General features: G+C 69.2%; 10 protein-coding genes and 1 pseudogene. 7 read left to right on the top strand and 4 right to left on the bottom strand.

Annotation, left to right across the window (positions count from 1 at the left end; translation table 11 throughout):
• The first annotated feature begins 501 nt into the window (after positions 1 to 501).
• Positions 502 to 1,065: an NADPH-dependent FMN reductase gene (locus ACFYYN_RS40190; RefSeq protein WP_500549791.1), complete on the top strand. Its 564-nt coding sequence runs from the start codon at positions 502 to 504 to the stop codon at positions 1,063 to 1,065.
• A gap of 297 nt (positions 1,066 to 1,362) precedes the next feature.
• Positions 1,363 to 2,769 (top strand): FAD-binding oxidoreductase, encoded by a 1,407-nt coding sequence (locus ACFYYN_RS40185; RefSeq protein ID WP_500549742.1) that lies wholly within the window; start codon positions 1,363 to 1,365, stop codon positions 2,767 to 2,769.
• Between the two features lie 113 nt (positions 2,770 to 2,882).
• Here the strand turns inward: ACFYYN_RS40185 and ACFYYN_RS40180 are convergent, their stop codons facing one another.
• Both ACFYYN_RS40180 and ACFYYN_RS40175 read right to left on the bottom strand, forming a co-directional pair.
• Entirely contained in the window at positions 2,883 to 4,430 is a 1,548-nt protein-coding gene (locus ACFYYN_RS40180; protein ID WP_500549741.1) for a SpoIIE family protein phosphatase, read from the bottom strand.
• 113 nt (positions 4,431 to 4,543) lie between these two features.
• Positions 4,544 to 5,473 carry a PP2C family protein-serine/threonine phosphatase gene (locus tag ACFYYN_RS40175; RefSeq protein WP_500549740.1) on the bottom strand — a complete coding sequence of 310 codons (930 nt, stop codon included), beginning with the start codon at positions 5,471 to 5,473 and terminating at the stop codon, positions 4,544 to 4,546.
• Positions 5,474 to 6,772: 1,299 nt separating this feature from the next.
• On the opposite strand from ACFYYN_RS40175, the gene ACFYYN_RS40170 reads away from it, so the two are divergent.
• Entirely contained in the window at positions 6,773 to 7,345 is a 573-nt protein-coding gene (locus tag ACFYYN_RS40170) for a TetR/AcrR family transcriptional regulator (RefSeq protein WP_500549739.1), read from the top strand.
• A gap of 238 nt (positions 7,346 to 7,583) precedes the next feature.
• Positions 7,584 to 7,871, top strand: a pseudogene (locus ACFYYN_RS40165) (transposase); the annotation flags it as partial.
• Between the two features lie 24 nt (positions 7,872 to 7,895).
• On the opposite strand, the gene ACFYYN_RS40160 reads toward ACFYYN_RS40165, so the two are convergent.
• Both ACFYYN_RS40160 and ACFYYN_RS40155 read right to left on the bottom strand, forming a co-directional pair.
• A complete protein-coding gene (locus ACFYYN_RS40160; protein ID WP_500549738.1) occupies positions 7,896 to 9,566 on the bottom strand; it encodes a HEAT repeat domain-containing protein in 1,671 nt (556 codons plus the stop codon).
• A gap of 383 nt (positions 9,567 to 9,949) precedes the next feature.
• Positions 9,950 to 10,744 carry an SDR family NAD(P)-dependent oxidoreductase gene (locus ACFYYN_RS40155; protein ID WP_500549737.1) on the bottom strand — a complete coding sequence of 265 codons (795 nt, stop codon included), beginning with the start codon at positions 10,742 to 10,744 and terminating at the stop codon, positions 9,950 to 9,952.
• 418 nt (positions 10,745 to 11,162) lie between these two features.
• Between ACFYYN_RS40155 and ACFYYN_RS40150 the strand changes: the two genes are divergently transcribed.
• The 3 genes from ACFYYN_RS40150 to ACFYYN_RS40140 all read left to right on the top strand — a co-directional run bounded on the left by ACFYYN_RS40150 (position 11,163) and on the right by ACFYYN_RS40140 (position 13,902).
• Positions 11,163 to 11,858, top strand: coding sequence for an alpha/beta hydrolase (locus ACFYYN_RS40150; RefSeq protein ID WP_500549736.1), 696 nt, complete (start codon positions 11,163 to 11,165; stop codon positions 11,856 to 11,858).
• Between the two features lie 112 nt (positions 11,859 to 11,970).
• Entirely contained in the window at positions 11,971 to 12,813 is an 843-nt protein-coding gene (locus tag ACFYYN_RS40145) for a GNAT family N-acetyltransferase (RefSeq protein ID WP_500549735.1), read from the top strand.
• Between the two features lie 345 nt (positions 12,814 to 13,158).
• Positions 13,159 to 13,902, top strand: coding sequence for a GNAT family N-acetyltransferase (locus ACFYYN_RS40140; protein ID WP_500549734.1), 744 nt, complete (start codon positions 13,159 to 13,161; stop codon positions 13,900 to 13,902).
• Positions 13,903 to 14,280 lie beyond the last annotated feature (378 nt).

Below are 14,280 nucleotides of genomic sequence, written 5' to 3'. Positions count from 1 at the left end.
GTGTGCACGGATCCGTCTGCCGGCTTGCCTTGCCCTGCAAGGATCCGGGTGGGGCCTGGCCTCGAGGAGTCGGCCGCCTGAGTGCCGGCGCCCCAGCCGTATGACGTGCTGCTGACACCACGCACCCCCGGCGGAGGGCGAATACGGCGGATGAAGGCGACCGACGGGCGGCTCACCGGCGCCTGACTTTCGCAGTGCGCCGGCCCGCAACTTGCGCCCATCGCTGGATACATCGGGCATTTCACCCCGGTTGCCCTTCTCGATTGCTTCGCCCTACTGTCCCCGCCGACGACGTCGTTGGCGCCGAGCCTGCGAGCTACGCGACGAGGGGGATGCCCCGTGAGGTGCGCTCCCCTCGGTGGGGAGCAGGTTCACCCGGCTCCCGGTAACCCTCTCGGTGGACTCCACACCGGAACCGCCGGGGCTTGCGACGCGCGTCACATCCCGGTGCCGGGCACAACTTCCGTGCCTGACGTGCGCCGTACCGACGAAAGGCACGACATGACCAAGATCGCGATCATCCTCGGAAGTACCCGCCCAGGGCGCAACGGAGCCGCCGTGGCGGACTGGGTTCTCGGTATCGCCAAGCAGCGTTCCGATGCGGAGTTCGAGCTCGTGGACCTGGCGGACCATCCGCTGCCGCTCCTCGACGAGGCGCTGCCCCCGTCGTTCGGGCAGTACCAGAACGACCACACCAGGGCGTGGGCGTCGAGGATCGCCGAGTTCGACGGCTTCGTGTTCATCACCCCCGAGTACAACCACTCCACCACGGGCGCCCTGAAGAACGCGCTCGACTACCTGTACGCGGAGTGGAACAACAAGGCCGCGGGCTTTGTGGGCTACGGCTCCGGCGGTGGCACCCGCGCGGTGGAGCACCTCCGCCTCATCGCGAGCGAGCTGCAGATCGCCACGGTGCGTGCGCAGGTCGCGCTGTCCCTCCTGGCCGACTTCGAGAACTACAGCGTCTTCAAGCCGGGCCCGCACCACCAGCCGACCGTGGAGGCCATGCTCGACCAGGTCGTCAGCTGGTCGAAGGCCCTGCAGCCGCTGCGCGCCGACGCCTGATCAGCCGCTGTCCGAGTGCCCCGTCTCCGGTCCGCCCTGCTGAAGTGGTGGACGGGCGTCGCACGCACACCCGGCGAGGCGGGGCCCGGCCGACGGGCCGGTCGGGCCAGGTGCGGAGGGCCGGGTCCTCGGTGCCTGCATCAAGGCAACTTAGATGCTATATATAATGTAAAAGTGTTGTCCGCCGCCAGGAACCTGGTCCCCTCCTCGCCCCCGTGCAGCTCCGGTCCGCACGCGCGGGATGACCCCGCGGGCAGTTGCCCGCTCACCTTGCGGCACCATTTCACAAGGGATCCCATGACTTTTGACGCTCCGTTCGCGCGGGTCTCGTCGGCGGAGGCGGCCGAACTCGCATCGCTGGTGAGCGGTCCGGTTCTGCTGCCCGGCGACGAGGGTTACGACGCCGAGTGCCAGATCTACAACCTGAACGTCCCCCTGGAGCCCGCGCTCGTGGTCGGTGCCGCCAACGCGGCCGACGTACAGGCGGCGATCCGCTTCGCGGCCCGCCAGGGCCGGTCTGTGACGGTGAAGACCACGGGGCACCAACAGGTCCACCCTGCCCGGGGCGGGGTTCTGATCAATACCCGGCGCATGAAGGGCATCGCTGTCGACGCCGGCCGGCGAAGCGCACGGGTCGAGGCCGGAGTGATCTGGCAGGAGGTGATCGACCGGGCCGCCGACCTCGGCCTGGCCCCGATGAGCGGCTCGGCTCCGCTGGTGGGCGTGGCCGGCTACACCCTCGGGGGTGGACTCAGTCCGGTCTTCGGCCGGAGCCGGGGATACGCGGCGGACCACGTCCACTCGCTGGAGGTGGTGACCGCCGACGGCCAGTTGCGACATGTCACGGCGCACAGTGATCCCGAACTCTTCTGGTCCCTGCTCGGAGGCAAGGGCAACTTCGGCGTCGTCACCGCCTTGGAGTTCGACCTGTTCCCGCTGACCCGTTTCTACGGCGGCGGCATCTACTTCCCCGGCGAACGACTCGCCGATGTGCTGCACACCTGGCGCACCTGGCAGTCGGACGTGCCGGAGGAGATGTCCTCCTCGGTGGCCGTGCAACGGCTCCCTCCGCTGCCGGAGTTGCCGGAGCCGCTGAGGGGGGCGTTCGTGGTGCACGTGCGGTTCGCCTTCCTCGGTCCGGTGGCCGAGGGCGAGCGGTTGGTCGCACCCCTGCGCGCGGCCGCCCCGGCGCTCATCGACACGGTGGGTGAGATGCCCTACACCGCCATGGGCGCCATCCACATGGACCCGCCGGGGCCGATGCCGTACTACGACCGCACGACGATGTTGCGCGCGTTCCCCGCCGAGGCGGCCGACAAGCTGGTCGAACTGCTCGGCCCCGGGTCGGACTCCCCGCTGGTGAGCGTCGAGATCCGCATGCTCGGCGGTGCGCTCGACCGTGAGCCCGCGGTACCCAACGCCGTCTCCAGCCGAGGGCTTCCCTTCGTCCTCTTCGGATTCGGCGTGGGCGCCCCGGACCGGGCCGAGTTCCTGAGCGGCAAACTCGAAGAGGTGATGAACGCGATGGAGCCCTGGGCGGACAGGCGCAGGATGGTCAACTTCCTCTCCGTCGAAGAGGCCACCGACCCCGAGCGGTTGAGCGAGGTCTACGGCGCGGAGCGCTACCGGCGTCTGACGGCTGCGAAGAAGGCGTACGACCCGACCAACATGTTCCGGGTCAACCACAACATCCTGCCCGGCTGACGAGGTTCGCCCCTCAGGACCGGAACGGTGTCGGGGCCAGGGGGCCGGACCCGTCTGTCCGGTCCCCGGGGTCCCGGCGGGCCCGTCTGAGGGTGTTGCGTGGGTGGGGGTCATTACGCGAGCTCGGCCTGCAGGGCCTGCTCTTCCTCCCCTACGGGTTCGTCAGCCTGGTAGGAATGCTCGGCCCAGATGGTCTTGCCTTGCGGGTGATGGCGGGTTCCCCAGCGCTGGGTGAGCTGGGCAACGATGAACAGTCCCCGGCCGCTTTCGTCGAAGGTGCGGGCGCGTCGAAGGTGCGGGGATGTGGTGCTGCCGTCGGTGACCTCGCAGGTCAGGCCTGTGGCGCAGCGGATCAGGCGGAGACGTACCGGTGGCTGGGCATGGCGGATGGCGTTGGTGACCAGCTCGCTGGCGATGAGGACAGTGGTGGGGGTGGCCCCGTCCAATCCCCATGTCCTCATTTTGGCCGTGACATGTTTTCGTGCGGCGGAGACGGCCGCCGGGTCGGCCGGGAGGTTCCAGGTTGCCACGGTGGTGCCGTCGAGCGTGCGGGTACGGGCGGCGAGCACGCGCAACTGGCGTGGCGCTCCCGCTGCCACAAGGGCCTCCAAAGCAGTACGACAGGTGTCTGTGAGCGAGGACTCCGGCTCGACGATGCGTTCGGGCACCTTGAGCCCATCGGTCTTCGTCTCGGAGTCGGGTGGCTCGACGGAGTGCGTGTGCAGCAGGAGCACGCTGCCTTTCCGGAGCCGGATTTCGGCGGTCCCGACCTTCGCTCGGGTGCGACCGAGCGGTACTCCAGCAGGAAGGTCGACGGCAGTGATCACACCATCGGGGACGATGACGGAGGGCGCAGGATGCCCGGCGCAAGCGAGGGTGCACTCTGCGGTGACGGGGTCGTAGACGGCGTACAGGCAGCTCGCCGTCACGTCACGGGCACTCTCGTCCGGCCGCAACCGACGTATGACGTCGTGGAGATGGGTGAGCACCTCGTCCGGTTGCACGTCGATGTCCGCCAGCGTCCGTACCGCGGCGCGAAGTTCGGGGACCAGGGTGGGGGCTGGGTCTCCGTCCTCGGCCACGCTGCCGGCGACCAGAGCCACCCGGGCTCCGGACAGTGGGATCGCGTCCAGCCAATGACCCTGCGGTGGCCTTCTGTCATCAGCCCGACAGTATGCGAGCTCCACGGCGGCGGGTTGCGGCAAGCGCCCGGGCGGCAGTCCACCCGCCGGCAGGGAGGCGCATGGATCGCCGGCGGCCTGACGTGGTGCGGAGACGACGCGGCCCGTCTCCACACCGCCTCCGGGGCGTACAGCGAAGACGCACCCGGCTTTCTCGCGGAGCCGGACTCGGCAGATGACCAGACTCATGCCCAGGGACAGGAGGGCTGCGGAGATGACAACCGTCCGGCCTCCCTCCGACACGCCTGGAATCGCGAAACCGTAGATGGCCACACTGGCTGCCAGCGTGGAAGCTCCGACGATCAAGGTGTGCCTGAGGGGTAGCAGGGCTGCCGCCATCAGCGGTGCCAGGACCGAGTAGTCCGACCAGCGGACCAAGCCCACTGCAGAGGAATCCAGTTGCAGTGCGCAGGTCGCGGCGAGATAGACGGCGAGCAGTGCGCTCGGGTGCCGGAGCAGGAGGAGTCTGGGTGCGGCCATCCTCGTCACCGTCCCTTCTGATGTGGTGCGCAGTGCCTGCGAGACGGTGCGCATGCTTGTGGCGCAAGGGTCGGGGTCTTTGCGCGGCGTACGGGTCTTCGGGCTGTGGACGTTCACGGTGGCGCCTGTCCGGCGTGGACGGGATGCGTTGGATGATGGACAGCGACAAGGGCCAGGTCGTCCTGGAGGTTCCTGCCCGCGTGTCGGTCCACATCGAGGCTGACGTGCTGTACGAGGCGGCTGGGGCAGTCCCACGTCCAGGTATCGGCACGGTCGAGGACGGGGAAGAACTCGCCGCCGGAGTCGCGGGCCTCGGCCAGGCCGTCGGTGTAGAGAAGCAGGGTGTCTCCGGGACCGAAGGCGACAGTGTCGAGGCAGAAGGCGTTGGGCGTGTCTGCTGCAAGCCCCAGCGGCGGGGCGGGCCGGGTCACGGGCAGCAAGGTGACCTGGTCGCCCTGGCGCAGCAGAGGCGGCGGGTGCCCGCAGCTGACCACTCTGGCAACGTCTTCGTCGTCGGGGAGTTCGATCAGCAGCGCGGTGATGAACCGCTCGCTGCTGTCGGGGGCGATACGGGTCAGCTCGCCCAGGTGCCTGCGGACGCTGCGTTCCAAGGAGGCCGCAAGTTCCGGGAGTGTGCGGTGCTGCTGGGCTGCCTCACGGAATGCGCCCAGGACGGCGGAGGCGTCGTCGATGGCCGGAAGGCCTTTTCCGCGGACGTCTCCGATGAGGACGCGTGTGGCGTGGCCGGTGCGGGCGGCGGCGTACAGATCACCGCCCACCAGCGCGTGTGCCGTTGCGGCGCGGTACATCGAGGCGACGTGGAAGGGGCCCAGCTCCGGGGGGATCGGCCGTAGCAGCACTCGTTGCGCTGCTTCGGACACGGCACGTACCTGGGCCAGTTCCCGCAAGTCGCGGTCATGCAGGGCCCGGGAGGCGATGACGAACGCGGAGACCATGAGCACCGCCCCGATGTGAATGGGCAGCAGTGGTGAGTGGAGCAGGCCGTCGTGGCGGTCCACGAGGAGCACTGCCGCGGCCGCCATGAGCGCGACGACGGCCGTGAAGCGTGTTCGTGCGAACGTTCCCGTGCACGTGGGGGCCGCCACGAGCAGTGGGGACAGGTGAACCGCAAGGGGGGCGAACGACGCACCCGAGGTGATGGCCGCGATCAGCAGGAGCGGAGGCACTGCGTGGCCGCGCATGCCCAAGGGCCCGGTGCCGCGGCCATGGGCTTTCGGCCGCTGGGGGACTTCGGGGCCGGATGCCGGGAGCGAACGGGTCCCGTCGTCGGCCGCGCGCTTGGTGACGGGAACGCGCGGGGAGATGTGCATCACGAGTCGGGGGAGTGACCTGATCTTCCAGGAAGGGCTGCGTCGTATCAACATGGCGCGGCTTTCGTGCCATCGCGGCGTGGAGGGGGTGAGTTGTGGCCCAATGAGTGGGCCGGCGGTGCGCCCCGGCGCACGGTCCTTTTGGCGGGGCGGCGGTTAAACCGGTGATCGTCCGGCCACGCCGGTGCTGTGACGCCTTCGGTACACGTGCGGCTCTGGCTGGATCACAGTTCCGCCGTCCTTTGCTTTTCCGTATGATGGAAGTGGTTTACCGATATGCGATTCAACTGTGCGACGTGCGGTTCGGCGCGTCAAGCGAGCCGGTTCTCTCTCGTCCGGCCCGGCGCAGCAGGTGCGACGTGGCACCCATTCACGCTGCAGTACCGGGAGTTTGAAGCGCAATTGGATGACGCCAGGGTCTGCTGAGGTTTGGGTGACGGGTTGGGTCGCGCGGCCTTGAGGGCCGATGTGGCCATGGCGGTTCCGCATGCGACTCGGGTCGGCCGTCCGCTGACGGCGACGGGAAGGACCCTCGACGGCCCCTGCGGGCCACAGCCTCCGGTGTCGTGCGGGCCGGAACGCATGGCGCGGCAGACCGTCCCCGGCGGCTACGGTGAGAACGTCGCTTCGCCCGTGCCTCCGGTGACGAAGTCCCCTTCGTGTGGGCACGATGGCGGAGCGACCCGCGGGTGAGGGCTGTTCGCCGTAGTGGCCGCGGGATGCCTCCAGGGCTCCGCGTTTGTCGCCGTCTTCCTCGCCTTCCGGTTGCCGTGACGCAAGGGTGCTTGAGCGGGTGGGTGCCCACCTCGGTCGCCCAGGGTGGCAACGCGGATGTTGGATTGTAGTCACCATCTTACATGCATGCCGCCGTCCGGCGGGATTGTGGCCGACGGGCGACTGTGGCAGGCGATAGACAGCAGGCATAATCTTAGGGTCGGGGTGTCAGCCCGCTGGTCGTCGTCACAGCCTGCGGCGGGGCAGATGACCAGTCGGTATTACGGAGGGTGGTACATGAGTCGCGTATCGCAAGCGGAAGCGAAGGCCAACCGGGAACGAACGGTGGCCGCGGCTTCTCGGCTGTTCCGTGAGGACGGTGTCGCCAAGGTCGGCATCGCGGATGTGATGAAGACGATCGGGCTCACTCAAGGCGGCTTCTACAAGCAGTTTGCCTCCAAAGCCGCGCTGGTCGACGAGGCGACCGCCAAGGCGTTCGCCGACAACCTGCAAGACCTGGTGACCCTGGACCACGAGGCTGGGGGGCATCAGGCGGCGTGGCAGTCGCTGCTCGAGTCCTACTTCTCTGTCGAGCATCGCGACAACGCTGGCACCGGTTGTCCCGCAGCCGGTTTCGCGGGCGACATCGCGCGTGAGCCCGAGCACAGGGACACCTACGCCAGGGGCGTCCAGGAACTCGCGGGGTGGATCGCGCCTGGTGACGCCGGCCTGGCCGCCTATGCCACGCTCGTCGGCGGCATACTTCTTGCCCGTGCCACCGCAGGCACGCCCTTGTCGGAGCAGATCCTGCAGGCGGCACATGCAGCGGTGGCGAGGGCCGCCGACAGTGGCGAGCCGGCAACCGGCTGACGTGCACGCCACCCCAGTGTCCTGAACCGCTTGACGCCCCGCGGCACGGCGTCCTGAGCGCGTGGTCTGTCCCGCCGCGCCTGACCCGGCGGGCCCGCGCTTGGCCGTCATCGCCACTGGTGGCGAGTGGATGACCCCCTCCCCGGCTGTTCCCGGCCGTGACGTGGTTCCGTCGCCGCCCGCCTGGCCGCCCCGCGGCCGGCAGTGCGTGCAGCCCAGTGGACGGCTGACGTGGTGACACCTGAACGTGCACAAGGACGCCTGGATGCGCGCCTTCATCAACAGCCAGGACTGGCTCACCGCCCACTACCTGCCGCCCTGCGCACCCGACCTGAACCCGGCCGGGGGCATCTGGTCAGTGCCGCGACGCAGCTGCCAGGCCAACACCGCTTCCACCGACCCCGACCACCTCATCCGCGCACTCCGCCGAGGCCTCCGAAAGATCCAGTACCGCAGCGACCTCATCGACGGCGGCCTCACCGAAACCGGCCTCACCCCAACGACTCCACTCCTACGACCTCAGTGACACGGCGAGTCGCGTCGAGCAGGTTCAGCAGGGCGGTTCCTGCGTGGGCTTCGACCGGGCGGGGCGGGGTGCTTGTCGGTCGGTCAGTGCGTCGAGCGTGGCTCGGGCCGCGGCGCGCACCGCGTCGTCAGGGGCGTTGGTCAAGGGGCGGACGATGGTGTGGGCGGGTTGCGCGTCGCGTCCGAAGGTGGCGAGGGCGTCGAGGGCGCTGGTCACCACGGCCCAGCTTTGGTGCTGGACGGCCCACTTGAGCGTGTCCGTGATCACGGGTATGGCGATGGGGTCCTTCAACTCGGCCAGGCACGACAGGTACAGGCCGGCGGGGATGGGCGCGTGCGGGTGGTCGGGATCGATGAGTCGCAGGCCGTTGGCGAGGAGGGGGACGAGCCGGTCCGCGGCCTGTGGGTAGCCGCCGACGCCGTAGAGGACCCGCCAGTCGTCGACACGGGTTTCGAGGGAGCGGATCAGATCGGGGATGGCACGGGGGTCGCGATGGTCGGCCAGGGTCATGACCGCCTCTTGGTAGGCCTTGCGGATGAGGGCGTTGTCGGTTGCCCAGACGTCCGGACCGTAGGCGGTGCTCAGGTTGGCCATGTGGTCGTAGAGGGTGTCGAGGAGGAGTTCGGTGTCCTCGGGTGCGACCCTGAGGCGGCCGCCCCACCTCTTGCTGAATCCGCCTTGGATGATGCGGGCCGCGGCCCAGTCGTCCGGGAGCAGGTCGAGCAGAGACGTCAGCACCAGACGGGGCAGGGGGCCTGGGAGGTCCTTCGCCATGTCGATGGCGTCGTATCGGGTGGCGGCGTCGGGACTGGTCAACTGCGCGACGAGGAGGGCCGTACGATCCGCGATCCGGTCGCCCAAGGTGGTGTGCAGGGTGCGCAGGACGCTGCTGACCGGGGAGTGTTCCTCCCAGAGGTGGTCGGGGTCGAACCAGTCGACGGCCAGATGAGCGGGGCGCATCGTGGGGGCGACATCGCGGCCGCGGACGTGCGAGGACGCTTGGCAGTCCCGGCATCCGTCGCACAGCTTCACGGCGGTCGGGGCCACCGTGCTTTCCCGCAGAAGGGTGATCGCGCGAGGGGCGAGGTCGGCGGTGTCCCGGTCCGAGTCGATCAGGGCCCGGTGGGTGAGGGCTGAGAGCCGGACAGGGGCGTCGGTGTGGGACCGTTCGGGGCCGTCGATCAGCTCGTCCAGCCAGCTTGCCACGGTCGTCCTCGTCTCCGGCAGCCGGACGGCCAGACGCGCGAGCGTGCGGACGACCAGCAACCGCTCCACGATCCCGTCCTCGGCCGGCAGGCGCTCGACCAGGATGCGGGCGGCACGCCCGCCGTCGGCGAGGAAGAGGCCGACGGCTTCTATCGCCGGGCGGCGCACCAACGGATCCGGGTCCGCCGCGTAACGGACGAAGGCATCCGCCCGCTCGGTCATCTCGGCAGTGATGTCGACGTGAGCAGTCGACTCGACTCCGTTCACCGTGAAGTAGCTGCCCTCAGCGTCACGGCCCTGAGCTTCGTGCCCAATGCTGAGGAGCAGCCCGATGATCCTTGCCCGCTCGGGGGTGGCCGGGTCATCGACCATGTCGAACAGGAACGGCAAGCTCGCTGCGGTGCACGGGTCGACGGCTCCTTGGTCGTGGGCCTCCGCACAGAACTCCTCAAACGCCTTGGTCCGTACCGCGGGCTCCGGTGAGAGCATGTTCCCGAGATGGCCCGGGACCCCACATACCTGACCGGGCAGGTGGCCGGTCGTCCAATCGACATCATCTGGGTGGATCACGGACGACAGTCTCCAAGGGACCACTGACATCCACGGCGCCGGCTCCGCCACCGGACCCCACGGACCTCCGCACGACGCTGCCCGCTCGGAGGGGCGAGACCGGGCCCCATGGGGCGTGGTGGCAGTTCGTTGACCGGGTCCCACCGCGCCGGGTCGGGAAGCGGAAGGACTCTTCGCCGAGGTGCTGTACGGCGAACAGCCGGCCGTCATGTCGGCTCCCACCCCAAGGCGCAGGGGGCGAAGGGGCAGCGCCGGGGGCGGTTGGCCCCCGGCCCTGGCGAAGAGCGTGCTTGCCCCGGATGTCAGCCGGCGTAGCGTCCGGCGGGGCGCGTGAGGGACAGGCCCGGGACGAGTTCCCGGCGGGCGTTCTCGTACTCCTCCCACCTGGCGTACTCCGGCAGCGAGGGGATCGTGACCAGCTCGCCGGCGTCGAGACCGGCGAGCGCGGCCCGCGCGGCGTCGCGGGGTGCCATGACGGCCTCCTTGGGCAACTGGTCCAGTTCGATGCCCGAGCCGTCCCAGATCGCCGTCTCCAGTGCTCCCGGCACCACCACCTGCACCCGGACACCGGAACCGGCGAACTCCTGCGCCAGGGCCTGGCTGAACGCGATCACATATGCCTTGGTCCCGCTGTACGCCGCACCCACCGGCAGGATGTTGAGGGCGAGGGCGGACGACACATTGACGATCGTGCCCGAGTCCCGGCTGGAGAACGCCCGTGCGGCGGCAGCCGCAAGCCTGGTGGCGGAGGTCAGGTTGAGCGTGATCAGCCACTCCAGCCGGTCCGGGTCCGCCGCAGACAGGGGGCCGAACAGGGCGCTGCCGGCGTTGTTCACCAGCATGTCGATCGAGAGGTCGGCCGCCAGGCGCTCCTCCACGCTGCGCATGCCCTTCGGTGTGGCCAGGTCGGCGCTCAGCACCGAAACCCCGATGCCGAAACGCTCCGCAAGGTTCGCCGCGGAAGACTCCAACCGCGCCTGGTCTCGAGCGACGAGGAGCAGGTCGTGCCCCCGCGCCGCCAGCTCCTCGGCGTAGGCGGCACCCAGACCTGCGGTCGCGCCGGTAACGAGCGCTGTCCCGGGCTTCTGTGTGGACATGGTCGTCCTCCTTCTTCAGTAGATGTGACGTGTTAGATGGTGAGCTTAATCTAAAGTGCCCGTGCGTGGGTGCCCAGAATCCGGCCGTCCGCAGCTGCCGGTTGGTGAGAGCCTCCGCGTTGCCGACGCCGCCGAGCGGAAGGGCTCCGGACGCTGGACCGTGCAGTGCGCCCCCCAAGCCCGGCCCGGGCGGGCCCTGCCTGAAGCCCAACAGCCTCGCCGCGGGCTTTTGTGACGGGCCGCCGGTTCTTCCGGTGGGTCGGTCCTGGCCTCGTGTGCGGGTGGTGGACAGGCGCCGGACCTGGATCCAGACTTATAGATCATTAGTGACATCTATCACGTGGACGCTGCGCAGTGAGGGCCTACATGATGGGCCCGCACATCATGCCCAACGCATCACCTGCCCTATGAGGTTCGAATGACCCTGCCGTCGCTGTTGCTGGTGCCCGGAGCGTGGCACAAGCCCGAGCATCTGCAATTCCTCGTCGATGCCCTGCCCGGCATCGACGTCCGCACCGTGGCCCTCACCTCGTGTGGCGACGATCCCAGGGCACTGGGCGACATGTACTCCGACGCGGCAGCCATCAGGGCCGCGGTCGAGGCGATCGGCGGGCCCGTGGTCGTCGTCGCGCACTCCTACGGTGGCGTCCCCACCACCCAGGCGCTCGCCGATGCGCCCAACGTCAAGAGCATCGTCTACCTCGCCGCGTTCCAGCTCGACGCCGGGGACTCCCTGCTGTCGAGCGCGGGCGGCGACCCGGCACTCTGGTGGGAGTTCCACCGGCAGGAGGGCGTCGGCGACTTCCTGACCGTCGCGAACCCGGTCGACGTGTTCTACGGCGACGTGGACAGGAGCGTTGCCGAGAAGGCGGCGGCAGCCCTGGGTTACCAGTCCTACGCCGCCACCACCCAGAAGCTGACCGCGGTCGCCTGGCGGACGATTCCGAGCACCTACATCATCTGCGAAGCAGACGGCGCCATCCCGCCCTTCGTCCAGGAACTCTTCGCGAAGCGCGCCGACAGGACTCTGCGGCTGAACAGTTCGCACTCGCCCTTCCTGTCGCAGCCCTCCGCGCTCGCCGAGCTCATCAGGCACGAACTCAGCCTGCCCTGAGCCGGCCGCCCTTACCGCCCGCCAGTCGCGTCTGCTGCGGCCGGCGGGCCCCAACCGTTTCCCCGCGGCTCCGCGCATTGCCGCAGGCCAGGCAAGCAGGAGGTGCGATCTCGTGACCTGGTTCATCACGGACAAGCCCGAAGTGTTTCGTTCCGAGGCGGGGGCATTCCTCGCCGCACGTCCCGACCTGCACACCATGCTGCTGTCCGGACTCGACACGATCGAGCAGCTGCGGTCCGGGGGCAAACAGCCGCCCACGGTGCTGGGCTGGTGGCGGGAAGCGGATGAAACAGCGACGACGGCCGCGTTCGTGTGGATGCCACCGCACATGCTGACCGCGAGCCGTCTCTCCCAGGCCGCGGCAACGCACCTGGCCGGACTCCTGGCCACCCAAGCCCAGCCGTTTGCACAGCTCCTGGCCGACGACTCATCGGTCCGTGCCTTCTCCGAAGCGTGGCGGACGACCACCGGCTCCGCACCGAAGAGCGGACCGCATCTCCGCCTCTATCGTCTTGGCCGGCTTGTGCGCCCTGGCGTCGCACCGCCGGGGGCACCGCGGACGGCGACGGGCGGTGACCTGGCTCTTCTCCGCGAGTGGTGCACCCGTTTCGTCACGGAAGCCGGCTCGCTCGGAGCGGATCTCGACGCATTCATCGACGAGCGGATGAGCCGGGGCGGCTGGCGGTTGTGGACGGTCGGGGACGAACCAGTGGCCATGGCCGCCATGACGTCGGTAGTGGCCGGCACGGCTCGCCTCACCCCCGTCTACACCCCGCCCGAACAGCGCGGCCGGGGCTACGCCTCCGCCGTCACCGCAGCCGTTTCCCAAGCAGCACGCGACGCCGGTGCGGAACACGTACTTCTCTTCACCGACCTCGCCAACCCGACGAGCAACAGCGTCTACCAGCGCATCGGATACCGGCCCGTCTCGGACTACCGAATCGTGGTGCCCTGACATGCAAGATCGATGAATGGCTGTGCCGGACAGGTTGCGCACCGCACTGCCGGAGCCTGAGCGGCGTTGGCGGTCACGAATCACTCGGCGCAGCCGCCGGCACCGTCGGTGGCTACCGGCAACGCCGGGCGCGGAGACAACGACCCCACGGCTGGATCACGCGGTCGGCAAGGCATTGATGTGAAGCCGGCCGGACAAGCCACGAGATACCCTCGGGCCGTTCAGGTCCGAGGCTTTCGGACAGAGGTAACACCCATGACGGACGTATCAAGCAGAGCTGACGAACCGCTCGCGGCGGGCACATCTCCGGGCAGGGTCCCGCAAGACCTGTGGCACCCCGGGAGCATGGCCTGCGTGACCGCCAACTTCCGGCAATACCTGACCGGATGGGGCATGGCGGACCGCACTGACGGCGATCTCGAGTACTTCCGCAGCGGGCTGGCTCAGCCACAGTTCAACGGAGTGGTCCGTGTCCGCTCCCTGGATGCGGTGGAGCAGTCCACCGCCATCGCGCGGGACCGGCTCGCGGGAGTGCCCTGGTGGTGGTGGGTCGGCCCGGACAGCCCCGCAGGCACGTCGTCCGCCCTCGCCGAGCGTGGGGCGAGGGAGTTCACAACGATCCCCGTGATGGTCAGACCGCTCGACCAGTCGGTCGATCCGATGGAGCCACCGGCAGGCCTGCGGATCGAAGAGGCGACCGATCACGGTCAGCTGGCAGAGCTGGTACGCACTTACAGCGCTTCCATGGGCGTCGCACCGAGCCTCGAACCCGACATCGTGCGGATCGAGTCGCAGCGTCGGGACGACGCGGACATCGTCCGCCTGGCGGCGGTTCTCCATGACCGTGTCGTCGGGACGACCGTGGTGATCGCAGCCCACGACGTGGCCGGGATCTTCCTCGTCCATGTCGCGGACACGCACCGACGACACGGCATCGGCACAGCCTTGACGGCGGCGGCGCTCCGTGTGGGCCGAGATCGCGGTATGGGGCTGGCCGCACTCGCCGCGAGCCCGGCCGGCGAGCCGCTGTACCGGCGATTCGGTTTCGTCGAGGTATCGCAGTACCGCCTCTTCACCTTCCCCGCCTAGCGTGATCTGCCACCTGTACGGAGTGAGGACCCGGAGCGTGTCCCCGAGGCCGGGACGCTCGAGCAGGGCATCGACTGAAGCCGGGCGGGGCGGTGAAAGAGGCGGCCGTGCACGGACCGTTCTTCGGTGAACGCACCGAGATGGCGGCCCGGTTCGTTGGGGGAGTGTCCGCGGCTGACCAACCGTGAACCCGAGTTGGATGGCGGCGCCGCGTCCAACGGCTCACGGTGATCCTGTGCCTGAACGCTGCGATGTACCAGGCCGGTTCGCCGCGATGGGCGGCGGCGCTGCACCGCGCCGGCCGGCGGCGGACGCGCGGCGGCCCCGGGACGTGGGTCAGTCGGTGGGGGTGATGTGGCCGTCGCGGAGTTCCAGGAC

Origin of the sequence: Streptomyces sp. NPDC001902 (assembly GCF_042891295.1) — a bacterium.
In the GTDB taxonomy this organism is placed as follows: domain Bacteria; phylum Actinomycetota; class Actinomycetes; order Streptomycetales; family Streptomycetaceae; genus Actinacidiphila.
This window is presented reverse-complemented; position numbering and strand designations above follow the sequence as displayed.